This window comes from Enterococcus dongliensis, from assembly GCF_031927985.1.
Lineage (GTDB): Bacteria > Bacillota > Bacilli > Lactobacillales > Enterococcaceae > Enterococcus_A > Enterococcus_A dongliensis.
Map to the genome: position 1 here is coordinate 1 of NZ_JARPZC010000022.1, position 22,979 is coordinate 22,979.

General features: G+C 33.7%; 22 protein-coding genes and 1 pseudogene. 22 read left to right on the forward strand and 1 reads right to left on the reverse strand.

From position 1 onward, the window contains the following. The first annotated feature begins 171 nt into the window (after positions 1 to 171). The 4 genes and pseudogenes from P7D84_RS12485 to P7D84_RS12500 all read left to right on the forward strand — a co-directional run bounded on the left by P7D84_RS12485 (position 172) and on the right by P7D84_RS12500 (position 5,244). Positions 172 to 1,332: a phage tail tip lysozyme gene (locus P7D84_RS12485; RefSeq protein WP_311806641.1), complete on the forward strand. Its 1,161-nt coding sequence runs from the start codon at positions 172 to 174 to the stop codon at positions 1,330 to 1,332. Positions 1,333 to 1,844: 512 nt separating this feature from the next. After that, positions 1,845 to 3,251 (forward strand): PIN-like domain-containing protein, encoded by a 1,407-nt coding sequence (locus P7D84_RS12490; protein ID WP_016179235.1) that lies wholly within the window; start codon positions 1,845 to 1,847, stop codon positions 3,249 to 3,251. 248 nt (positions 3,252 to 3,499) lie between these two features. Further along, positions 3,500 to 4,144, forward strand: a complete 645-nt coding sequence (locus tag P7D84_RS12495; protein WP_311806644.1) for a hypothetical protein — start codon at positions 3,500 to 3,502, stop codon at positions 4,142 to 4,144. Between the two features lie 104 nt (positions 4,145 to 4,248). Beyond that, positions 4,249 to 5,244 (forward strand): annotated as a pseudogene (locus P7D84_RS12500) (IS256 family transposase). Between the two features lie 277 nt (positions 5,245 to 5,521). On the opposite strand, the gene P7D84_RS12505 reads toward P7D84_RS12500, so the two are convergent. Beyond that, a complete protein-coding gene (locus tag P7D84_RS12505; protein WP_016179239.1) occupies positions 5,522 to 6,355 on the reverse strand; it encodes a MurR/RpiR family transcriptional regulator in 834 nt (277 codons plus the stop codon). A 182-nt stretch (positions 6,356 to 6,537) separates the two neighbouring features. On the opposite strand from P7D84_RS12505, the gene P7D84_RS12510 reads away from it, so the two are divergent. The 18 genes from P7D84_RS12510 to P7D84_RS13850 form a co-directional block, all read left to right on the forward strand. Then, a complete protein-coding gene (locus tag P7D84_RS12510; protein WP_311806645.1) occupies positions 6,538 to 7,017 on the forward strand; it encodes a PTS sugar transporter subunit IIB in 480 nt (159 codons plus the stop codon). 11 nt (positions 7,018 to 7,028) lie between these two features. Beyond that, positions 7,029 to 7,784 carry a PTS mannose/fructose/sorbose/N-acetylgalactosamine transporter subunit IIC gene (locus P7D84_RS12515; RefSeq protein WP_016179241.1) on the forward strand — a complete coding sequence of 252 codons (756 nt, stop codon included), beginning with the start codon at positions 7,029 to 7,031 and terminating at the stop codon, positions 7,782 to 7,784. Then, positions 7,784 to 8,614, forward strand: a complete 831-nt coding sequence (locus tag P7D84_RS12520) for a PTS system mannose/fructose/sorbose family transporter subunit IID (protein ID WP_016179242.1) — start codon at positions 7,784 to 7,786, stop codon at positions 8,612 to 8,614. The genes P7D84_RS12515 and P7D84_RS12520 overlap by 1 nt, the downstream gene beginning before the upstream one ends. Positions 8,615 to 8,623: 9 nt before the next feature. After that, the gene (locus P7D84_RS12525) at positions 8,624 to 9,823 is read left to right on the forward strand and encodes a M20 family metallopeptidase (RefSeq protein WP_311806647.1); all 1,200 of its coding nucleotides are present in this window, start codon (positions 8,624 to 8,626) and stop codon (positions 9,821 to 9,823) included. 260 nt (positions 9,824 to 10,083) lie between these two features. Then, positions 10,084 to 12,825 carry a sigma-54-dependent transcriptional regulator gene (locus P7D84_RS12530; protein WP_311806649.1) on the forward strand — a complete coding sequence of 914 codons (2,742 nt, stop codon included), beginning with the start codon at positions 10,084 to 10,086 and terminating at the stop codon, positions 12,823 to 12,825. 228 nt (positions 12,826 to 13,053) lie between these two features. Continuing rightward, positions 13,054 to 13,542, forward strand: a complete 489-nt coding sequence (locus P7D84_RS12535) for a PTS sugar transporter subunit IIB (protein WP_016179245.1) — start codon at positions 13,054 to 13,056, stop codon at positions 13,540 to 13,542. A gap of 18 nt (positions 13,543 to 13,560) precedes the next feature. After that, positions 13,561 to 14,313 (forward strand): PTS mannose/fructose/sorbose/N-acetylgalactosamine transporter subunit IIC, encoded by a 753-nt coding sequence (locus tag P7D84_RS12540; RefSeq protein ID WP_311806651.1) that lies wholly within the window; start codon positions 13,561 to 13,563, stop codon positions 14,311 to 14,313. Position 14,314: 1 nt separating this feature from the next. Then, positions 14,315 to 15,160, forward strand: a complete 846-nt coding sequence (locus P7D84_RS12545) for a PTS system mannose/fructose/sorbose family transporter subunit IID (protein WP_016179247.1) — start codon at positions 14,315 to 14,317, stop codon at positions 15,158 to 15,160. Positions 15,161 to 15,186: 26 nt separating this feature from the next. Beyond that, the gene (locus P7D84_RS12550; RefSeq protein ID WP_311806653.1) at positions 15,187 to 16,053 is read left to right on the forward strand and encodes a YitT family protein; all 867 of its coding nucleotides are present in this window, start codon (positions 15,187 to 15,189) and stop codon (positions 16,051 to 16,053) included. Positions 16,054 to 16,075: 22 nt separating this feature from the next. Next, positions 16,076 to 16,477, forward strand: coding sequence for a PTS sugar transporter subunit IIA (locus P7D84_RS12555; protein ID WP_016179249.1), 402 nt, complete (start codon positions 16,076 to 16,078; stop codon positions 16,475 to 16,477). Positions 16,478 to 16,496: 19 nt separating this feature from the next. Next, on the forward strand, positions 16,497 to 17,507 hold the full coding sequence (locus P7D84_RS12560; RefSeq protein WP_311806654.1) for a D-isomer specific 2-hydroxyacid dehydrogenase family protein: 1,011 nt from the start codon (positions 16,497 to 16,499) through the stop codon (positions 17,505 to 17,507). A gap of 51 nt (positions 17,508 to 17,558) precedes the next feature. Then, positions 17,559 to 18,635, forward strand: coding sequence for a mannonate dehydratase (locus P7D84_RS12565; RefSeq protein WP_016179251.1), 1,077 nt, complete (start codon positions 17,559 to 17,561; stop codon positions 18,633 to 18,635). Between the two features lie 2 nt (positions 18,636 to 18,637). Further along, positions 18,638 to 19,279 carry a bifunctional 4-hydroxy-2-oxoglutarate aldolase/2-dehydro-3-deoxy-phosphogluconate aldolase gene (locus P7D84_RS12570; protein WP_016179252.1) on the forward strand — a complete coding sequence of 214 codons (642 nt, stop codon included), beginning with the start codon at positions 18,638 to 18,640 and terminating at the stop codon, positions 19,277 to 19,279. 33 nt (positions 19,280 to 19,312) lie between these two features. After that, the gene (locus tag P7D84_RS12575; protein WP_016179253.1) at positions 19,313 to 20,830 is read left to right on the forward strand and encodes a carboxylesterase/lipase family protein; all 1,518 of its coding nucleotides are present in this window, start codon (positions 19,313 to 19,315) and stop codon (positions 20,828 to 20,830) included. Between the two features lie 220 nt (positions 20,831 to 21,050). Further along, positions 21,051 to 21,512, forward strand: coding sequence for a hypothetical protein (locus P7D84_RS12580; protein ID WP_016179254.1), 462 nt, complete (start codon positions 21,051 to 21,053; stop codon positions 21,510 to 21,512). An 11-nt stretch (positions 21,513 to 21,523) separates the two neighbouring features. Next, the gene (locus tag P7D84_RS12585; protein WP_311806657.1) at positions 21,524 to 22,240 is read left to right on the forward strand and encodes a GntR family transcriptional regulator; all 717 of its coding nucleotides are present in this window, start codon (positions 21,524 to 21,526) and stop codon (positions 22,238 to 22,240) included. Positions 22,241 to 22,370: 130 nt separating this feature from the next. Next, positions 22,371 to 22,793 carry a PTS sugar transporter subunit IIA gene (locus tag P7D84_RS12590; protein WP_311806659.1) on the forward strand — a complete coding sequence of 141 codons (423 nt, stop codon included), beginning with the start codon at positions 22,371 to 22,373 and terminating at the stop codon, positions 22,791 to 22,793. Positions 22,794 to 22,814: 21 nt separating this feature from the next. After that, on the forward strand, positions 22,815 to 22,979 hold a 165-nt coding region (locus P7D84_RS13850; RefSeq protein ID WP_376716929.1), incomplete at its 3' end, for a PTS sugar transporter subunit IIB.

Sequence of the window (22,979 nt, forward strand, 5' to 3'; positions counted from 1 at the left end):
TATCGAACACCTTTGGAAGTATTTTTGAGTTACGTAAGTATTGATGATTTGTCTAACTTAATTTGACAATTAAGAGAAATATAAAAAATATGCATTACTTTATAATATGCACATTTAACCCTAGAGAAAATCAATCTCTAGGGATTTTTCTTTTTAGAGAGGATTGCTGGGATGGAAGAAACCAGAAAAAGACGAGGCTACGGATGTGGCTGCCTAGGGTGTCTGATTCCAGTTTTAGTCGTTGCCTTTTTGTTCATTTTGGGAATGTACATTATGGGCGTAGACGATGAAAACCTTTGTGAAGATAGACCTAGTGCAGTATCTATTAATATTGATAATGCTGGATCAGAAGAAAATGCAAAAGCTATTTACGATTTTTTTATAACAGAATTGGAGGCAACACCACAAGAAGCAGCAGGACCAATGGGATGTATGGATTTTGAAAGTGGTGGATTCAATCCAGATATTGAGAATCCATCAAGTGGTGCTTTTGGATTAGCGCAATGGTTAGGTTCTCGTAAAGAGGCGCTACGATCGTTTGCGGCAGAAAAAAGGAAAGAGATGTCAAACCTAGGTGTCCAGTTGGAATTTCTCAAAAAGGAACTAGAGAATCCTTATTACGCCAAAGCGAAAGCTGCGCTACAGTTGACCGATGTTCATGAAGCTCAACATCAATGGTTGCTCTGGTTTGAAGGTCTCAGCCAAGATTCTTCTCAATGGCATTCAGAAGAACGGAATGCTAGGGCAGACGAATGGTTTGCGAAGTTTGGCAGCAGCGATCCAATTTCAGGGGCTGCTATGGAAAATGCAGCAAAAGGCCAGTTAGAAAATTTAGCAGCAAAATGTGCGTCAGTCAGTACCGGAGATGGCGGTGATATTCTTGAAACTGCAAGAGAATTAATAGGCTACTTCAGTTATTCCCAAGAAAGACGGACTCAATTTGGGACGATCGATAATCCTGATAAAAATGGTTTTACAGATTGTTCCAGTTTTGTATGGTTTGTACTGACTAAAGCTGGATATAAGACTCCTCAAGTACCGTGGGCGACTCCATCCATGACAAGTGATGCACGAGGATTAAAACAATATCTTCAAGAAATCCAAGAAAGTGAAGCCAAGGCAGGTGATATCATTGTGGTCAATCTAGGTGGAGGTTTCGGGAATGATGGACACACCGCAATTCTTGCAGAAAACTATTATGGAACTGCTACAAAGATCATTGAAATAGGTGGTTATGGCACAGATTCTGTTCATATAGGGCAAATTGATACTTCCTTTGGATATTTATTATCTGGGGATGTTTGTTTTGCCCGCGCTGTAGAAGAATCATAAGAATAAAGTAGTAAAGGATAAAAAGTTCATTTAGTTCTTTGGATCAGATTAATCGATCGGCAGGGAACGTTGTTTATTGGATTAACTTCAACAGCAAGAAGTGCATCTCGACAAGAAACAATCCTCAAATGGTTTCTGTGTCTGTGATCAAGATACTTGTTATGGACATCTTTTGATAAGGAACGAACTGAATGGAGAGTGGGCGGTAAAATTGTATAAAGTTGGATTGAGTAAATGACAACAGTTAGCGATGAGGATGCTACGATCTCATTGGCACTCATGATGGATCTTTTGAGAGGCAAAGATACTCAAGCACATAGTATAAAAAAATGACAAAAGGTGAAGAAAATTACACGTACCTTCAAGGCACAGTGAAGTTTATTAAAAAGGTTTATCAAAATGTATGAAACTCTAAGTATACTCTTAACGAACAATTATTTTTTTGAATGGTATCTATATCATTGAGGAAGTTTGGTATAATGTTTTCGAGATGGAAATCAAAGGAGAAAAAAATGAAAGAAATGTTTAGGGAATTTTATCATAAGGAAAAGATTGACTTTCGTAATCTTTCTGAAGATACACTCATAGTGATTGACACCAATGTGTTATTGCATATTTTTAGATTTTCTATTGAAAGTCGAAAAAAATTATTCAATTCTTTGGAAAACGTTTCAGATAATTTATGGGTTCCGTATATAGCTGCACTTGAGTTTCATTTTAATAAACAGTCTGTAATTAGAGGTATTAAGATACAGAAAAAGAATTTTGGTAACAAACTGGAAAGTAATGTTCCAAAATTAACTAAAGTTTTCAACGAAGAGATGGATAGTTTTGGTTCACTGATTAGAAGCACTGACGAAAATGAAGTAAGAAAAAATATAAAAGAGAACTTTAGTAAGGAACTGAATAAATTTGTAAACTCCTTTATTCAAGAGGAGGTAGAAAAAGAATTCTCATTAATTGGTGATGTTGAGGACACAAGTAATCAATTGGCTGAATTAATGTTTGCTAAAATTGGAGCCGCTCCTTCTCAAGAAGATATAAATTCCATAGAGCTTGAAGGGAAAGAAAGATATAAAATTAGCTTCCCTCCAGGTTATATGGATGAAGCAGAAAAGGGAGAAGAGGTACGAAAGTATGGAGAGATAGAATATCATACAAAATTTGGAGACCTTCTAATTTGGAAAGATATTATTGGGAAAGCTAAAAAAGGTGATTATTCTAATGTCGTTTTTGTATCTGATGACTTGAAAGAAGATTGGATTTATCAGACTAAAGGGGAGAAGGTAGGACCTAGAGCAGAACTAAAAAAAGAGTTGTATGACGAAGCAAATGCAGATTTATACACAATGGGATCTGCTAGGTTTATTTCTGAAGTTACCGGTGAAAAACAAGATACCAATATTACTAAGAGAACATATTACAATTCTCAGCATTCCTATTTGAATTTTAAGAACAAGCTCCTTGCCAACATGATACAGACTGAACTATTCGATTTGGAAGAAACAGACCCTGAAACAGCAGATCAATTAAAACAATTTAGTTTATTTGATTCTAGTTCATTAATTGAAGATGAAGAATCCAAAAAATTTTATATTAAATATAGTCATGATAGCTACTTAAATGAACTTAAGGATACTTCTAGAGAATGCAAAAAAATTAGGGGGTTAATAAGAGAGTTCGAAGATCATTTGATGAGAAGTATGGATAAAAATAAGGATATTGGAAAAAATAGACGTAGCTTTTTTAATAAAATTAAAGGATGGGAATTGGACTTGCTAGCTCTTCAGGACGCCCTCGTAAGCGATAAGGCAAGGAATGATAAAGATTATGGCAAAGAGCTGATAGCAAAGTTTTATAATATTAAATTTGAATTTGAAGATTTGATAAGTAATTTACGCCGGTCCAATTTCGATTAAAAAGGATCATGAAAAGAGTGAAATATTAACTGTGTAAGTAGCCACTATTTCTGAATAGGAGGTTATTTCACAGTTTTTCTTTTTTTAAATAGACAAAGCGGTAAGTACACAAAGGATAAAAAGAGGCCTATTCCATGATTTTAGTCGAACTTATTCTGAATACTTATCATGTAGAATCTGTAAATGGCAAGAATGAATTTTAAAAGATATGAGAATGTATTTGAAGTTTGTTAAAAGGAGCAAACAATGTGAAAAAACATATATTGATTGAATTAGTTTTAGTTTCAATTATTTTCGGTTTTTGCTTTTGGAATGTTAATCGTCAACAAGAGAATATTGATCTGTTGAGGACTATTGAAAACCTCAGAGAAAAACAGAAAGAACAAAAAGTAGTTCTAGAAATTCTAAAAGATGAGAATGAAAACTTATCAAATGAATTGGATAAGTTCTATGCATCATTAAAGAATAAGGAACAAATAACAACGATTACAGATACCGACGATAATATATGTGTCGAATATGATCTGGTAGTTAGAAAGGTATTTGAAGCAAACTTAAATTTTACTCCAGATGACATTGAGAATAAGAAAAAAGAAGTATCATCGTATCTATCCGATGAGCTTAATACGGAATACTTTGGTCAGGAAAGAAAGACTTATCAAGATGCAAATGATACGTTTTCCGAGTTGGTGTGGCTTGAAGTTTATCAAAAAGGTATAGAAAACAATAAAGTTGAGGGGGTGGTAGTCGCTTATCATAGGAATAAAAAAATTGGGCTATCATGGAAGAGTGGAATGAATCTTTTTAAGGTAGCTTATAATACTGAAACGAAGAAAATTGTAGAAATTCTAAATTTAGGAAATAGTTTTATAGGAATAAAAATAAAACAATGATATCGAGAGTGTAATATAAACCGTGAAAGTAACCATTAATCCTAGGCAGGTGGTTGCTTCGCGGTTTTTCTTTTTCTAAAATAAGATCAAGAGGTGATTACACGATGGCTAGAAAGAAAAGAAATCCTGATGCCGAAAAGTTAGCTGAATCCATTCTGAATGCCTATCAACCTGAATCTGTCGATGACATGTAAGATGCTTTGAAAGATGTGTTTGGGCCCCTTTTTGAAAAAATGCTTCAAGGAGAATTGAATAACCATTTAGGTTATGATGCCCATTCTAAAGAGCCTAAGGAACACGATAATCGTCGAAATGGCTATGGAATAAAACGCTTAAAACCATTTTTGGTGAAGTGGCTATTGATGTTCCTAGAGACCGAGAGGCTTCCTTTGATCCAGAGTTAATTCCTAAGAGAAAACGAGATGTCTCCGACATTGAAGGGAAGGTTCTTTCCATGTATGCACGAGGAATGAGTCAACGTGATATCGTAACAACCGTCGAAGATATATGTCTTTGATTTTGATAAACTGAAAGCGCGTGGTGTCGAAGATGTCTTTTTCATTTCGATGGACGGTGTTTCTGGCCTCGAAGAAGGCGCAAAAGCGATCTTTCCATCGGTAATTGTTCAGCGCTGTATTGTTCATCTTGTTCGAAATGCATTGCGCTATATTCCAAGTAAGGACTATAAGGAAGTCTGCCGAGATATGAAAAAGTTCTACGGTGCTTCTTCTCTAAACGCTGCACATGCTGCTTTTGACAGTTTTCAAAATCGGTGGTCTCATTATTCTGGTGCTGTAGATGTCTGGAAACGGAACTTTGCACATGTTGAACAACTATTTGATTATGGTAGTGCCATTCAAAAAATTATGTACACTACCAATGCGGTTGAAAGTAATTACTCCAGCTTCAGAAAAGTCACAAAAAAAGGAGCGTTCTCTAATGAGAATGCACTCCTAAAACTACTTTATTTACGCACGAAAGAATTACACGCGAAGTGGTCAGGTGGTCGAATTCAAAACTGGGCTATGGTGCTTAATCAGTTAATGATCAACGAGACCTTCTCCTCTAGAATTGAAAAGTATGCGATTTACCTTCCGTAACAACGGTAGGTTTATTCAACTACGTGTCCAAACAAAATTTGTCTGATTTCAAAAATAGTCAATAAAATTTTGTTTGTTAGAAACTCTTAACTATTTAACTTCCACAGTTTAATTGACAAACTTTGTGAAATCCATTAACTTATTGAAGTTTCAAATTCAGTGTTCCTCAAAGAATAAAACTATCATGAAAATAACCCTCTTAGTCAGTACGCAAAATAAGTACTTCAATAGCCAAAATATTATTTTTATTAAAAGTACACTTGTATATCTGCCACAACTATTTTGTTAAATTGATAGCATTATGAATTTTTTCAAGACTAGGTGTTGGATCCTCATTACTCATAGTAATAACTAGAGTGAATAGAATATCTATGATTAATGATTGTGAAAATCTTCTAGTATATATTCCTGAGTTTTTATATTTTAGTTCCTCTGAAGGTGCTATAAACAGATGATCCGCTGCCTTAGCCAAAGTAGTGTTTGTAAAACTTGATATCACAATGATTGGAACTTCATTTTCCTTTAGCAAATTTGTAATTCTTAATATATCTGAGTTCTCTCCACTGTGAGAAATAATAATGGCACAATCAGATTTAGACATTCTACCGGCCATAAGTAGTTGCATATGGTAATCGTTAATATAATCAACTTCTAAAGGTGAACGTAAAAATTTATGAAATGCATCCAATGCTACAGGTGATGAACCTCCTAAAGAAAATAGAACTGTTCTTTTTGAACTCGTTAATAATGATACAGCTTCAGGTAATTGTTCAAAATCAATCAAAGTGGCCGATTTAGTAATTGAGGAAATTGCTGAATCGACTACTTTTTTTGTAATGGCTTGAATGCCGTCTTCTTCGTAGATTCCTTCAAAAACATTTTTTTTAGAGCTGTTAGATAATAGGACTGTAAGTTCTTTAAAACCTGAAAGCCCGATTTTTTTTGAGAATAAAAAAACTGTTGATTCAGCTACTTCACATATTTCAGCAATTTCAGAAATTGTTTTAGATTTTGCTTCGTCTGTATGATTCAACAAGTAATCTGCAATTCTCCCTTCTTTTTTCGTTAGTGTAGGGTAACTAGCTTGAATAGTATTCTCTAAATAACTCATAATAACCTCCAATTATCGAAATATTTTTATAAAACGTATTTACAAATCAAAAAAATTCTATATAATAAAAATATATCTAATTATCGATCTCGTTTTTAAAAATATTTTTATTTCGTGCTATTAGTATAACACGAATGTGAAAAAAAATAAAAATGAAATCGGTATCAAAAGGAGGAACTTTTATGATAAAAGCTGGATTAGTTAGGGTAGATAGCCGTTTATTACACGGCCAGGTGGTCACACGATGGATTGGACAAACAAATGCGAAAGAAGTAATCATTTTTGATGATGCATTGGCAAGTGATGATTTCATGATCGAAGTTTTTCAAATGGCTGCACCTAGTGGTGTAACACTAATTGTGAAATCAATTGATGAAATACCTGAGTTTTTAAGTGATCGCGGTTTAAATAATTCAATAATTCTATTCAAAAGTATCCCTATGGTTTTAAAGGCAATGACAACTGGTATAAAATTTGAACGACTTCAAATTGGTGGTATCGGTGGCGGACCAGACAGAACAGTAGTTTTTAAAAATATCACTTTGACAAAAGATGAGTTTGATGAATTGATTAAGTTGCAACAGGATGGTACTGATATTTATCTTCAAACAGTACCTGAAGAAAGAGAAGTGAAATTAGAAGATATTAAAAACAAATTTTAGGAGGTTAAAAAATGAGTGTAGCACAAGCAATTATATTAGGTGTTCTTTTCTGTTTTTGTCGTATGGGTATTTTATACACTTGGCCAAAGAACATTCCACTTTTCGGTGCGCTACTAATCGGAATTGTGTTAGGAGATGTTCCTCAGGCAATGATTATTGGTGCAGCGATTCAAGCTATTTACATGGGTGTCATTCAACCTGGTGGAAATATCCCGACAGATCAAGTACTAGCCACATTTATTGCATTGCCAATTGCAATTCAAAGTAATCTTTCTCCAGAAGTAGCAGTAACATTAGCAGTTCCAGTTGGGTTACTTGGGGTTTTACTTGATTACATTAGACGAACAGTAAATGCTGCATGGGTTCATATGGCTGATAAGTATGCCGAAAATGCAAATGCAAATGGCGTTATAAGAGCCCATTTTTTATATCCAACTTTAGCTCTTATTCCTATCTACATCATTCCAGTAACGATTGCCATTTATTTAGGACCAACTGCTGTACAAAATTTTATGGATTTCGTTCCCGATTGGATAATGACTGGTTTACAAGTTGCAGGCGGGATTTTACCAGCCTTAGGATTTGCGATAACAATTTCTGTTATTGGTAAAAAAGGGATATTGCCTTATTTTATACTAGGATTTTTCTTATTCCAGTATGCCCAACAAGTAAACACAATCGCCTTTGCCTTATTAGGAATTTTTATGGCATTTATGCATATAACATTTACTAATAACAAAACATCAGAAGAAACGGGGAGTATTTAATGGCTGAAAAAATTGTAGATACTAAACATTTATTGTCAAAAAAAGATATCCGACGTTCGTGGATGATGTGGTTAGGAACATGTGAGTTATCTAATTCATTTGAACGATTACAAAGTTTATCATTTGTTGCCTGTATAGCGCCGATACTTAAGAAGTTATACAAAGAGGATTCTGAATTGAGTAGTGCTCTTAAAAGGCATCTGACTTTTTTCAATACAGAAGGTATTTGGGGAAGTTTGATACCTGGTATTGTAATTGCAATGGAAGAAGAGCGTGCCAAAGGTGAAGAGATCTCTGATGATATGATTACAGGTCTAAAAACTGGATTTATGGGTCCTTTAGCAGGAATTGGAGATACAGTTGACTGGGGAACAATAAGACCAATCATAATCGGCTTATTTTTACCTCTTGCTTCTGCAGGTAGTTGGATTGCAGGGATGGGACCATTTGTGGTTAGTAGTCTAATTACATCAACAATAAGTTACTACCTATTTCAGTTAGGCTATAAGTTCGGACGTAAAAGTATTTTACAGGTTCTAAAAGACGGTAGAATCAACCAATTTATTACAGCATCTAGTATATTAGGAATGTTTATGATGGGAATACTTTCTTCACAGTATGTAAAGTTGGAGCTTAAACCTAAACTGATAGTAAATGGTGAATCCACTGCAATACAATCATATGTTGATCAAATTTTGCCAGGTTTACTACCATTTGTCGCTGTTTTCTTACTATATTACTTAATAAAAAAGAAAAATGTGAAGTATACAACAATTCTATTAGGCGTATTAGCAGTGTCTCTTTTAGGAGCACTAGTAGGATTATTCTAGGAGGACAAAATGGACACAGGAATAAAGAAAACAATATATAGCACAGTGAATAAGCATAAAGAAAATTTGATAAGTATTAGTGAATTCATACATCAAAACCCAGAACTCTGTTATGAAGAATATAAAGCTGTTAGTAAGTTGACAGGTTACTTAAAGAAAGAAGGGTGTGTAGTAAAAGAAAGATTTTGTGGAATTGATACTTCCTTTATCTCAACCCATACAGTAGGTAATCCTAAATATCATTTTGCCATTTGTGCTGAGTATGATGCTCTACCCAAAATCGGTCATGCTTGTGGACACAATATAATTTGTACGGCTGCATTAGGTGCTTATCTAGCTACAAAAATTACCATGGACAAGCATGGCATTGAAGGAAAAGTTTCATTAATTGGAACTCCGGCAGAAGAAGGCGGCGGTGGAAAAATAAAAATAATAGATAATGGCGGTTTTACCGGCGTAGATGCAGCAATTATGGTACATCCAACTTCTGGTACTACTCGAATTGCTGGACGGTGTACAACAACACATTCCTTTTCTATTCAATATAAAGGAAAATCTGCTCATGCTGCAAGTCAACCATTTAAAGGAATAAATGCATTAGATGCCGCAAATTTATTCTTTAATGCTATAGGATTTCTTAGGCAACAGGTTACTTCAGATGTAAGACTTTCAGGCTGCATTTCTGAAGGTGGTGTAGCAACTAATATGATACCAGATAATACAAAAATAGAGTTTAGTATTAGGTGTTTAGAGGAAAATGAAATGGCAAGTTTGATTAATCGTGTCAAGAATTGTATTGAAGCAGCTTCTTTGGCAACCGGATGTGACGTAACTATAGAAGAACAAAAAGGATATGCAGCACGAACTTTTAGTGAGACTTTAGGTAATATTTGCCGTGAATCCTTTGAGGAAATGGGTGAGAAGTTACTTCCCGATTTTCCTGATGATTTTGGTTCTACAGACTTTGGTAATGTTAGCCAGTTGATGCCAACAACTAATCCTTATTTTAGTTTGAATCCTACTAGAGTCTCACTTCATACACCAGAGTATGAACAACTAGCTATTAGTCCAATTAGTCATATCGCTATCGAAAGATCGGCAAAAGCAATGAGTCAAACAATTATTGAGTGCTTTACGAATCCATCATTACTAGATAAAGCAATAAATGAAAAAAAGGACAGTTCTGAAGTCAATAAGAGACCAAGGTAATTTTTTCAGATTTCTATTAATAGCAAATAGTCCAAATTATAGTAAAGTGTTTCTTTCGTTTGTTCGAAAAGGAACACTTTTTTTTATAATATGAAAGTTGAATATGCAGTTTGCTATACATAATCGTCATTGAAGACAATTTATAAATGTGCTATCGTTTTCACAAGGATTCTATTTCCATCGTTAATTATTTACATGGATATTCAACTAATGAATCATACTATTTTGAAACACTCTAATAAAAATGAGGAGGGAAAGCTATGTATAGAAAAGATAAGGTATATAATTTTTTAGAGCGTTGTGTTAGTCATATTGGATATGCTGAGATAAAAAATGGTTTTAATGGAATCGGAACTACTGAAATATCTGAAGCAATTAATATCGATCGTACTAATTGTAGTAAAGAACTAAATAAACTTGTAAAAGAAGGTAAATTAATAAAAATTGATGGAAGACCTGTAAAGTATTTTCCTATTGATAAGATAAAAGAGATTTTTGGTGTGAATATTAACAAAACTAATGTAGAGAATCTTAGTGAATTTTGTAAAAAAGAACCAACATTAAATGTATTTGAGAGAATAGTAGGGCATTCTGGGAGTTTGAAATTAGCTATAGAAAAAGCAAGTGCTGCTATGATATATCCTCCACATGGTCTTAACACCATTCTTTCTGGAGAAACAGGAACTGGTAAAACTATGTTCGCAAACTTAATGTACAAATTTGCTAAATCTCATGGGATCTTGAACGAAGATGCTCCATTCATAATTTTTAATTGTTCCGAGTATTCTGAAAATCCACAACTCTTACTGTCTACGTTATTCGGATATAGAAAAGGAGCTTTTACTGGGGCAGAAAGTGATCAACATGGTCTGGTGTCCAAAGCTAATGGAGGTATACTTTTTTTAGATGAAATTCATAGGTTACCCGCTGAAGGTCAGGAAATGCTTTTTCACTTAATTGATACTGGAAAGTACAGAAGATTAGGAGATAATGACAATTATCATTTTTCAAAAGTATTAATTATTGGAGCGACCACAGAACCAATAGAGTCAGTTTTATTGGCTACATTTCTACGAAGAATTCCAATGGCTATAGATTTGCCTAATATTAATAATAGAGGGATAGATGAAAGGCTAGAATTGATTAGTATTTTTTTCAATTTAGAATACGACAAGATTCAGAAACCCATTATTGTAAAAAAAGGAGTCATCAAATCTTTACTAGGCTACCAATGTATTGGTAATGTTGGCCAGTTGAAAGCTGATATTAATTTAATATGTGCAAGAAGTTATCTGGATTCGATTACTTCTCATAACGAAAAAATTACTGTATCAAAAAAAGCTTTACCAAGTTATATTTTAGAAGGAATTCTAAATGCGGATAAAAATCGAGAAATAGACTATTTAATTAATAGTTTAGAAGGAGAATTCATTTTCGATGGTTCATCAACGCCGGATACTCTTTTAAATAGTCAGATGTGGTATAAACGTGTTGATAAGGATGCGAGCTTAAATACTATAAAAAAAGAGTTAGAACAAAGCATTTTAGAAGAATATCCTTCGTCACCATATAATCGAACTGAGAATGAGAATATTTTTAAAATAATTGAGCCCAGTGTGTATTATGAGGTGAATGTTGTTTTAAAAATTGCAGAGAGAAAATTAAATAAGCGATTTTCTAAGCGTACATATGTTGCATTTGCAATGCATGTGAATTCTATAATAAATCAATCGACTGGACATTCAACTCTAAATATAGATATTGATGAATTGAAAAAAAGGTATGAAGAAGAATTGAAAGTGGCTCAAATAGTGAAAAATCATTTAGAGTACGAGCTAGGAATTGATTTTTCTCCTCAAGAAACATACTTATTTACTTTATTTTTGGCAATGGATGAACAAAATAGCTTAAAGAAAGATAAAAAAAGAGTAGGACTTCTTTTAATGGCACATGGAAGTGGCATTGCAAAAAACACAGCAAAAGTGGCTAACTCTCTTTTAGAAACAGAGCATACACATGCATTGGACATGCAACTTGAGAAACGAGTAGATGAATTTTATGCGGAATTTGAAAAAACCGCAGATGAAATTAACGAGGGTAAAGGTATATTGATAATGACGGATATGGGTTCTCTAAACTCATTTGGAGAGCTCTATACAGAAAAGACGGGAGTTCCAACAAGAACTATTGACTTTTTGTCCACTCCTTTTGTTTTAGAAGCCTTACGAAAAACTTTAATAATTGATTATGAACTTGATGAAATATACTCAGAAGTAAAAGAGATCATGTATTCGCATTTTAACCAGAAAGTAAAGAAGAGAAAAACTAGTATTGAGTCAAAAGAAGTAATTATCACCACCTGTTTAACTGGCCAAGGTGCCGCAATTGCATTAGCAAATTTTTTAAGAAATTCGGTTTCTATGATAGCGAAATATAATATCGAGTTATTTCCAACAAACAATCAAGATTTCCGTATTGGAGATTTCAAAAATAAAAAAATATTGGCTATAGTTGGTATTGATAATCTTAATGTAGCTCAGGTTCCATTTATTCCTTCTGAAAAGATTCTGTTAGAGAATGGCTTGTTACAGTTGAGAGATTTAATAAGTAGCTATTATTCTAATAACGATGAGGAGAATCTAATTGAATTTAGTAATGAAAATGGATTAATGAAAATCTTAAATGAGTCACTGACATTTTTAAATCCACAAAAGACGCTAAATATTCTACTCGATTCATTTGAGTATGTTAAAAATGAAATTGAGATGGGGGACAATCAAAGTCGTTATCTGATACTGTTCGTCCTCCACTGCGCCAGTATGATCGAAAGAGTATTACGTACAGAATCAATAAATTATCCTGAAATAGAAAATCGAATTCAGGAGGATGAAGAGCTCTATTCTGTTTTGAAAGCTGGAATAAAGGTAATTGAAAATAATTATATGTTGGAAATTCCAAATTGTGAAATGGGATTTTTGATGGATATTTTTGACACAGAATGACACAGTAAATCGTTTTGAGATTTAAAGTCAAAAAAAAAGAAACATGGTGGAATCAAAGGTTGATTTCATCATGTTTCTTTTTAACACAATAATATTGGCATAGTAATTGCATTATTAAAAGTGTACAAGATTTTTGATATTGATAAAGAGCTACGGGGAGGATGTGAAATCAATTTTTTATCACAATTAAGTTGGTACATTATTTAGAAACGAAAGGAAGAAAGTGCTATGGGAAAAATCAATTTAATTAGAGCGGATTTTCGGTTAATTCATGGGCAAGTAATTACTAAATGGCTCAAGGAATGCAATGCTGAAAAAATTGTAATTATTAATAATGAGTTAGCAAAGGATAGTTTTTTAGCAAACATTTATACAATGGCAGCACCACCAGGAATAAAGGTTGAAGTCACTTCAATCGAAGAATCAGTTAAACAATGGGAAGAAAATCAATTTGGATCCGAAAAATTATTGATCCTTTTTAAAACGGTTAAGGATATTTATGAAGCTCAACGTTTAGGATTTCCAATAGTTGAATTACAAATTGGTGGATTGGGTGGTGGTCCTGGTAGAACTAACGTATTGAATCAAATCTCACTTGATCAAACAGATGCAGAACTATTAAAAGAGGTTCAAGCAAAAGGAACTCATGTGTACTTACATGTTTTACCAACCGAACCTAAAGTAGAATTGGATGCAGCTTTGTCGAAGATGAAATAGAAAGGAGAAAACCTCATAATGGATTCAAATTTTGGAATGGCTCTAACAGCAGGATTATTATACTTTATCGGGCACTGTAAAATTGGTTACTGGTTCTATGATGTACCAGGACAGCCCTTGTTTATCGGCATGATATTTGGATTAGTCTCAGGAGATTTAAAAACGGGATTAATGTTGGGTGGAACAATTCAACTCGTTTATTTAGGAATGATTATGCCTGGAGGGAACTTACCATCAGATCCAACACTCGCTTCAGTAATTGCAATTCCAATTGCTTTAAAAACTGGACTTACAGCAGAGCAAGCAGTTGTTCTAGCAGTACCCTTTGGAGTTTTAGGTGTTTTTATTGATCAAATTCGTCGAACTATGAATGCAATGTTTATTCATAGAGCAGATTCCTTTGCTGAAGAAGGTAAGGATAGAGGTGTTTTTCGAGAAGGTGTGATTTACCCTATAATTCAAGGATTTATCTTAAGATTTCCAATTGTATTTCTAGTGACACTTTTCGGTTCGGATGTTGTAAACAACATAATGAATTTTTTACCAGAATGGATAATGCATGGCTTAGAAGTTGCAGGTGGGTTATTACCAGCTCTTGGTTTTGCAATAGTAGTCTACACAATAGGGAAAAAATCTATTCTCCCATATTTTATAATTGGTTATTTTGCAGTAGTTTACTTAGGGCTAAATACAATGGCTACTGCAGTATTCGGTTTATGTATTGCGATTTTAGTAGTTAGTACGAAGAAAATGGAAAGTGAGGGAGCTTAATATGGAAAATAATGTTGTAGATAATGATAATGCGAAACGATTATCCCTTTCGAAAAAATCATTAAAAAAGACATACTTCTGGTGGATATTCACTGCTGAATTAAGTAATTCATATGAACGATTACAAGCACTTTCTTTCTGTGTCAGTATGCTACCTTCATTGCGAGAGCTATATAAGGATGATAAAGAGGAATATAAGGCTGCATTAAGACGACATTTGCAGTTTTTCAATTCCGAAGGGACTTTTGCCGGTCTGATTTTGGGGGTCATTTGTTCATTAGAAGAAGAGAGAGCAAGCGGTGCTGATCTTCCAGATGAAATGTTTTCTGGTTTAAAAACAGGACTTATGGGACCAATGGCAGGTATTGGGGATACGATAATCTGGGGCACACTGCGACCTATTATTTTTTCAATTGCCGTCACATTAGCACAATCCGGTAACATATTAGGTGGGATTTTCCCGTTTCTATTTCCTATTATAAGTCTGGCATTGGGTTATAACTTATTTAAATTTGGATATAAAGTTGGTAGGGACTCAATTCAGTCTTTATTAGGGTCAGGGATGATCAATAAAGTAATAACAGGATCGAGTATATTAGGTCTGATAATGATGGGAGCGTTATCTGCGAGTTACGTTAAATTATCTATTCCAATAAAGATTAAACTAGCAAATGCGGATCCAATTGTTATCCAAGAATTACTGGATCAAATATTACCTGGTATGCTTCCACTTGTAGTGATTGCAGGAATTTACTGGTACTTCAGTAAAAAAGGCCAAAGCTACAACTTAGTTATTGGAATTATTATCATTTTGTCTCTATTGGGTTCATTAATTGGGTTATTCTAAAAAAATGAATCTTAAGTGAGGTACAGATGATAAAAAAACAGATTTTTGTAAACAGTAATATTCAGTCTATAGTGCACTTGGTTTTAGGAAATTTTATTCTTTCATTAGGATCGGGACTTTTTATCGTACCTAATAACGTAATTACAGGAGGGGTAGCAGGAGTAGCAGTTTTGTTGAATCCATTCATAGATATTTCTGCAACAACAACCGTTTTATTGTTGAATATTTTCTTATTTACTATGGGTTTTGTTTTTCTAGGAAAAAATTTTGCGTTGAAAACTGCAATCAGTACTGCTCTATATCCTTTCTTCTTATCATTGGTCACCTCATATACTGGTGGAAACACTATTGTTTCGGATCCAATTATTGCATCCCTCTTTGGTGGGATTTTAACGGGCGTTGGAATAGGGATAGTCTTTCTTGTTGATGGCTCAACTGGTGGAATGGATACTATCCCTCTGGTTATTAATAAGTACTCTGGTTTTTCTATCTCTAAGCTAGTTTTTGTTACGGATATGTTCACGATTGTCTTAGGTTTTTTAATATACGGAATTGAACAAACTTTAATAGGAACAATTTCTGTTTGGATTGGTTCTGTGATGATAAACAAGACAATGTTATTAGGAGCTACTTCTGCCAGACAAATTACTATAATCAGTAAGATGTACAAAGAAATAAATGAAGTGTTAGTAAATAATTTAGGGCGTGGTAGTACGATCTATAATGGTAAAGGCGGTTATTCAGAAGAGTGTACAGATATCATTATGATTGTAATACCAAACAAACAGTATATTACACTTCAAGAAATAGTCTATAGAATTGATCCTTCAGCATTTGTGGTAGTATCTGAAGTTCAAGAAGTAAACGGACTGGGATTTAGTTATGATGAATAAATTGATGTAATTGGAGGATAAAATGAAAAAACATATTCTAGTTTTAACTCATGGAGATTTTGGAGCGAGTTTACTTAACTCAGCTCAAATGATTATTGGAGATTTAGATGATGTATCATCTGTCTCATTGGTACCAGAAGACTCGGGCGATACCTTTTATGAAAAAGTAGAAAAGGAAATTTCAACAATTTCAAAAGACATTGTTTGTCTAGTTGATTTATTTGGAGGCAGTCCTTGTAATACTGCGCTGAGATTATCTCAGAATAGGAAGATCGATATTGTATGCGGACTCAACCTACCAATGTTTATTGAACTTTATAATCAAATTAGTATTTCTGAAGATTTTAACAGTGAGGGACTAATCTCTACTGCAAAAGATAATATTTTTGATGTTGTCAAAAAATTTTCAGCAAAAAATGGCTAAAGTCGAATATCTATGAAGAATGAGGGTAGTTGTATTGAATTTTAATATTGCGATTGTAAATTCGAGTAGTTTTGGAAAAATTTTTCCAGAACATATCGATGATTTAAAGAAAATTGGAAAAGTCAAACGATTTGAAGTAAATAGTGAAATTAGCGGCTTAGAGTTAGCAGAATTATTGAAAGGGTTTAACATAATTATTTCCAGTGTTACACCATTTTTTACAAAAGAGTTCTTCGATAATAAAGATGAGTTACTACTGATCTCAAGACACGGAATTGGCTACAATAACATTGATTTAAACGCAGCGAAAGAACACGGAACTGTAGTAACAATTATTCCAGCATTAGTTGAAAGAGATGCAGTAGCAGAGAATAATGTTTCGAATCTGTTAACAGTATTACGGCGAACTATGGAGGCAGGAACTGGAGTTAAAAACGACTGTTGGGAAGAAAGAGCATCGTTTGTGGGCAGAACACTTTTTAATAAGAAGGTAGGGGTTATTGGTGTAGGTAATACTGGTAGCTGCGTAGTAGAAATTTTGCGAAATGGATTTCGTTGTGAAGTACTTGCATATGATCCATATAAATCAAACTTATATATCGGATCTTATGGCGCAAAAAAAGTTGATCTCGAAGAATTACTGAGATCATCAGATATCATATGTCTCTGTGCCAATCTTACTGAAGAAAATTATCATATGATTGATGAAGCTTCGATAGAGAAAATGAAGAATGGAGTATATATATCAAATAGTGCTCGTGGGGCATTGGTTAAGGAAACTGCAATTATTCAGGGTATAAAGTCTGGTAAAATTGCAGGATTTGCTACAGACGTTCTAGAGGAAGAGCCTGGTAGAAATAATCATCCTTATCTTTCGTTTGATAATATCGTACTCACTCCTCATACTGCAGCTTATACAAAAGAGTGTTTAGAGGAGATGGGGAAAAAATGTGTGAAGGATGTCCAGGATATTTCAAAAAAAATATTACCTGAGCGTTCCGTTCAAGCATTGAGCAATTATTTGTGCTAGCACATCCATAGATATGTACAAAGTAATAGAATCAAAAAGGAGGATTTTTACATGAAATGGAGTTTTAGATGGTATGGACAAAGCGATACTATACCACTTAGCAATATTAAACAGATTCCAGCCATTGACGGTGTAATCGGCACTTTATTAGGTAAGATGCCTGGGGATGTTTGGCAAGTTCAAGAGATTCAGGATTTAAAGAATTCAATTGAAAATGAAGGACTTAAGTTATTAGGTATTGAAAGTGTGGCAATTCATGATTCAATTAAAGCAGGTTCTGAAGAGCGAGATTATTATATTGACAACTACATTCAAACTATTCGTAATTTAGGAAAATGTGGAATAGATTTAGTTTGCTACAGTTTTAAACCAATTTTTGGTTGGGCTAAAACTGACTTGAATTTTCAAAATGAAGATGGAAGTAATACACTTATGTACGATCAAGCTGTAGTAGAAAATATGCAGCCAAGTGAAATGTATACTTTGATTAATAGTCAATCAAAAGGTTTTAAGTTATCTGGTTGGGAAGAAGAAAGACTGAATAAGTTTACTAATCTCTTGAAACTTTATGAAGGAGTAACAGAAGAGAATCTTTTTGATAATCTGAAATATTTCCTTGAACGTATTATCCCTGTTTGTGAAGAGGCTGATGTCAGGATGGGAATCCATCCCGACGATCCACCTTGGGAACTTTTCGATTTCCCAAGAATTACCAGAAATCTAACTGACTTGCAAAGAATTATTGAGTGTGTTGATTCTCCATACAATGGAATCACTTTTTGCACGGGAGCCTTAGGCGCTGATCCGAAAAATGATTTGGTTGATATGATTCATAAAGTTGGACATCGTATTAATTTTGTTCATTTCAGAAATGTAGAATATTTAGGAAATAAAAAGTTTAAAGAAACGGCTCACCCAAGTACAGAAGGCTCATTAGACATGTATGATTTAATGAAAGCTTTAATTGAAGTAGGTTTTGATGGGGTTGTTAGACCGGACCATGGAAGAGCGGTGTGGGGAGAAATAGCACGCCCTGGTTATGGACTATACGATAGGGCCATGGGATTAACTTATATGCAAGGACTTAATGAAGCGATAATGAAAAATAAAAAAATGAAGAAGGATTAGTCATGTCTAACAATTCTATTTTAGATGAAATAAAAAATACAAAATTGTTACCCTTGTACACTGTTACCAATTTAGAATATCTTACTAAATTGGAAACTCTGTTATTAAAAAATGATGTTCGTTTAATCGAAATAACTTTTCGAAGTAGCTTAGCAATAGAAGCGATAAAAAACTTATCAAAATCAGGTAAATTACTTGTTGGTGCGGGAACTGTGAGGAAATTGTCAGAAGCTAAAGCAGCAATTGATAATGGTGCTAAATTTATTGTTTCTCCAGCAGTAATACCTGAAGTAATTAACTATTGTCAGAAAATGAATATTCCTGTATTCCCAGGAGTTGCAACGCCTTCAGATATTCAAGAAGCTGTTGAACTTGGTATCAAAACTGTCAAATTTTTTCCAGCAAATATTTATGGCGGACTTAATGCGATTGAAGCGTTAAGTGGTCCCTATTATGATGTCGAGTTCTTGCCCACTGGCGGAATTGATCAAACGAATTATCTAGATTATTTATCACATCCCAAGATTGTGGCCGTAGGGGGTTCCTTTATCATATCAGAAAGTATTATAAAAAAAGATAACGGTAAATCAGCAAATTCAACGCTATCAAAACTAATTAATGGTTTGTTGAAAGAGGATGTTTAAGAAAAGAATAATAAACGAAAGGACTACTTATTAATGAACGGACCAATTATTGATACAAAAAAGGGAAAAGTTCAGGGAATAAATGAAAATGGAGTGAATAAATTCTTAGGAATTCCATTTGCAATGCCGCCAGTAGGTGAAAGAAGATTTCTTCCTCCTTTTGAAAATGATTCATGGGAAGGGATTCTCGATACTACTAAATTTAAGGCAAGTCCGATGCAGTTGCCAGGAAGCTCTGAAGGTTCTATGTATCCTCCAGAAAAAAGAACTTCTCCCAGTGAGGATTGTTTATATTTAAATGTGTACACTCCAGAAAATTCACAAAAAAAGAACTTACCAGTAATGGTATGGTTGTACGGTGGACACTATATGAATGGTTCTTCAACTTCTGAAGGATGCGAGGGTAGTAATTTCGCGCGTAATCAAGATGTTGTAGTAGTAACATTCAATTATCGTGTTGGTATATTTGGGTTCATGGCACATCCAAAGTTGCATGAGAAATCAGAGAAGTGTACAAATGCTGGATTAGAAGACATGCTAGCGACATTGCGATGGATAAAAGCCAATATTGAGTTTTTTGGAGGAAATCCCGATAATGTTACTTTATTCGGTGTTTCTGCAGGTTCTTCTGCTATTAATGTGTTATTAACTTGCCCAGAAGCTAAGGGATTATTTCATGCAGCTATCACTCAGAGTGGGTCACCGTTCAATCATGATGAGTGGGATATCGATGAGTTGCAAGAACAGAAACGCTGTAAAAAATATTTGGACAGTGTAGGGATTGATGATGAAGATCTCTTTACGGCCACAGTAGATCAATTATTGAGTAAACCTGATGAATATGAAGCCTCAGAGTTTTGTCCATATGTTGATGGACGATTAATTCCAGATCGCTTGGAGCAATCCTTTTTGAAAGGAAACATTCATGATATTCCAATTATTCTTGGATGTACTGCAGATGAAGCTTTTATCTTACTTGGTGATCGCGAAATGGTTGAAAAAGAGAGATTTGAGCGTACTGTGACTACCAAATATCCTAATCATAAGAAATTTATCTATGAAAAATATGGAGCATACTTAAATGATTCACCTGCATATGCTCTTGGACGATTCAGATCTGACAACACAATTGCAAATATGAGATATTTTGCTTCTTGTTTAGTAGAGAATCGATTATCACCAACTTTCTATTACATTTTCCAAAGAGTGACTCCTGGTAAAGAACCCTATTATTTTGGTGCCTATCATGCTAGCGAAAACGCATATCATTTTCAAAATCTTAGTAGTAAATTTATAAATTATGGAGAAAGTGATGTTCGTGTTAGTAATACAATGGCTAAGTATTGGGCTAACTTTGCTAGAAATCATCACCCTAATACATCAGATCTTCCTGAATGGAAACAATTCGATCCGGACTCAAACATGATAATGTATATAGACGACCCCAGTGAATGTGTTCCTTTAAAAAGTAAATCGCTAACTATTGAATTACAAAAAATGCTTGAAGAGCGAACCGAGAAGAATAATCCGGGTCTAGGACTCAATCACTAGTAAAGAGTAAAAAATTCAATTTATATCTTATTATTTTCACTTTAATTTTTTTAACTAAATGGACATCTTGACTTCGAAAGTGGTTTTACAAATAACTACTTTTGAGGTCTAAGATGTCTTTTTTATTTATGATCTTGAATAGTTAAATATTTTGTATGATGGAATGCTGAACCTAAGCTATGATAAAATATTTACAAACAAAAAGGAATAGGGGATTACGGTGATTAATAAAAAAGTCAGAGTATATCAGACTCCTTTGGAAAGGGCTAACACATCATATGATACAGAGGTACATAAAGAAATTATTCATAAAGAGAAAAATTTTTACAATGTACTTTTTGATAATATACAAGTAGGAAAGGTAATAGAACGGCGTTTTCTAATAAAAAAAGATGATTGTCCTATAGCATTTATAAAATCTCTTATTCCGTGTATCCACTCAAATATTAAATCAAATGAATGTGTTAACCTAGAAAAAGAAGTAGATGATTTACTACAGGTTAAAATAGTTAAAAAGGAGTTTTCATTAACTTGGCCAACGAATGAAGAGGCGGAAATACTGCATATCATTGGTGATGGTCAAATAATAGTTGAGAAACAATACTTATTGAACCGCGAAAATAAAATAATCAGATATGAAGAAGAAAGTTCAAGTCCAGAGACATTCATTTTTGAGGAATAGTAGGTGATTGCATGGGAAAATTTTTATATCAAAAAGCTCGAGAAGAAATAATTTCTTTGATACAGGATGGAGATATTAAACCTAGTGAAAAAATAATGCCTGAGCGAGAGTTATCAGAATTACTTGGATACAATAGGATGACTATAAAAAAAGCAATCAACTCATTAGTTGCTGAGGGTGTTCTTATGAAAAAAAGGGGAGCGGGTACTTTTTTGTTAGGTACAGATAATTCCAATAAGTTTGATATCGGAGATGAGGCACCTATTTCTTTAAGTCAAGGCATAAAAGTAAAAGGTATGATTTCTTCTAGTTTCGTTGAATCCTTTAAGATTATCTATGATACTCCTGAATTGATGACTATTTTCGGTGATTATTTTGAGTTCTTTGAGTTGATTCGAGTAAGAGAGGCTGGTAGTGAAGCAGTGTCAATACAAAAAGCATATTTTCCATTTAGATTATTTAAGGATGCACACCGTTATGATTTTAGTCAATTTTCTCTTTATGACTACATGGAATATAAAAATAAACGACCAATAATATTTAAAAAAAGGTTTTTCGCTCGGCGTGTTGAGAAAAATATGAATTTAGAAAAAATTGGTGCTCGTGCTGGTGAGTATGTCCTATGTATAGAGTACTTAGGTTACACAGAACAAAATGAGCTCGTTGAATATACACAATCATTTTTTGATTCCAACAAGGTAAACTTAGCTATAGAAATACCAAGATGATTGGTTCCTTAATTGGTTCCTAAAAGAGACCTATTTTGAAAATTGGTCTCTTTTTTATTGTTTTAAAGCGTTTTCCAACATATTATTAAGATAAAGAAAGATAGAAAAAAATAAAAACTGGAGGACAAAAATGGAGATAGTTTTAGCTAGTCATTCCAACTTATCCGTTGGAATGAAGGAAACCACTGAGTTTATCATGGGAAAACAAGATAATCTTCATACAATTGCAGCGTATGTTGAAGAAGGGAAAAGTGTAGGTGATCAGTTAGAAGAATTGGTTTCTAGTCTCGCAACAAATGAGGTGATTTTTATAACCGATTTAAAGGGAGGTAGCGTAAATAGTGCAGTGAGTGAGTATATGATTGGAAAAGAGAAATATTTCCTGATTTCAGGAATGAATCTTGCTTTAGTATTAGAATTGTTATCAGTATCATTCAAGGAAAAAAGAGAAGAGGTGATAAAACAATTGGAAGAAATCGTCGTTAACTCGGCTAGTGGAACTGAAGTAATTGATGTAAATAATTTGGGAACCCAAATAGGTGAAGATTTTTAAACTTAGGAGGTTTTAAAAAAGATGATTAAAATGACAAGAATTGACTACAGATTATTACATGGACAAGTAGCTTTTGCATGGACAAAGAACCTATCAGCAAATGCAATACTGGATTTGAGTCAATATCTTGGACATATTTTAGTAGAGACTGCTAAGACATTTTCTCTGTTTCTAAATCTTCAAACT

Bases quoted from the DNA above. Each gene is read 5' to 3' on its own strand.
- P7D84_RS12485 (WP_311806641.1), top strand. From the start codon at position 172: ATGGAAGAAACCAGAAAAAGACGAGGCTACGGATGTGGCTGCCTAGGG.
- P7D84_RS12490 (WP_016179235.1), top strand. From the start codon at position 1,845: ATGAAAGAAATGTTTAGGGAATTTTATCATAAGGAAAAGATTGACTTT.
- P7D84_RS12505 (WP_016179239.1), bottom strand. From the start codon at position 6,355: ATGAGTTATTTAGAGAATACTATTCAAGCTAGTTACCCTACACTAACG.
- P7D84_RS12510 (WP_311806645.1), top strand. From the start codon at position 6,538: ATGATAAAAGCTGGATTAGTTAGGGTAGATAGCCGTTTATTACACGGC.
- P7D84_RS12515 (WP_016179241.1), top strand. From the start codon at position 7,029: ATGAGTGTAGCACAAGCAATTATATTAGGTGTTCTTTTCTGTTTTTGT.
- P7D84_RS12520 (WP_016179242.1), top strand. From the start codon at position 7,784: ATGGCTGAAAAAATTGTAGATACTAAACATTTATTGTCAAAAAAAGAT.
- P7D84_RS12525 (WP_311806647.1), top strand. From the start codon at position 8,624: ATGGACACAGGAATAAAGAAAACAATATATAGCACAGTGAATAAGCAT.
- P7D84_RS12530 (WP_311806649.1), top strand. From the start codon at position 10,084: ATGTATAGAAAAGATAAGGTATATAATTTTTTAGAGCGTTGTGTTAGT.
- P7D84_RS12535 (WP_016179245.1), top strand. From the start codon at position 13,054: ATGGGAAAAATCAATTTAATTAGAGCGGATTTTCGGTTAATTCATGGG.
- P7D84_RS12540 (WP_311806651.1), top strand. From the start codon at position 13,561: ATGGATTCAAATTTTGGAATGGCTCTAACAGCAGGATTATTATACTTT.
- P7D84_RS12545 (WP_016179247.1), top strand. From the start codon at position 14,315: ATGGAAAATAATGTTGTAGATAATGATAATGCGAAACGATTATCCCTT.
- P7D84_RS12550 (WP_311806653.1), top strand. From the start codon at position 15,187: ATGATAAAAAAACAGATTTTTGTAAACAGTAATATTCAGTCTATAGTG.
- P7D84_RS12555 (WP_016179249.1), top strand. From the start codon at position 16,076: ATGAAAAAACATATTCTAGTTTTAACTCATGGAGATTTTGGAGCGAGT.
- P7D84_RS12560 (WP_311806654.1), top strand. From the start codon at position 16,497: ATGAGGGTAGTTGTATTGAATTTTAATATTGCGATTGTAAATTCGAGT.
- P7D84_RS12565 (WP_016179251.1), top strand. From the start codon at position 17,559: ATGAAATGGAGTTTTAGATGGTATGGACAAAGCGATACTATACCACTT.
- P7D84_RS12570 (WP_016179252.1), top strand. From the start codon at position 18,638: ATGTCTAACAATTCTATTTTAGATGAAATAAAAAATACAAAATTGTTA.
- P7D84_RS12575 (WP_016179253.1), top strand. From the start codon at position 19,313: ATGAACGGACCAATTATTGATACAAAAAAGGGAAAAGTTCAGGGAATA.
- P7D84_RS12585 (WP_311806657.1), top strand. From the start codon at position 21,524: ATGGGAAAATTTTTATATCAAAAAGCTCGAGAAGAAATAATTTCTTTG.
- P7D84_RS12590 (WP_311806659.1), top strand. From the start codon at position 22,371: ATGGAGATAGTTTTAGCTAGTCATTCCAACTTATCCGTTGGAATGAAG.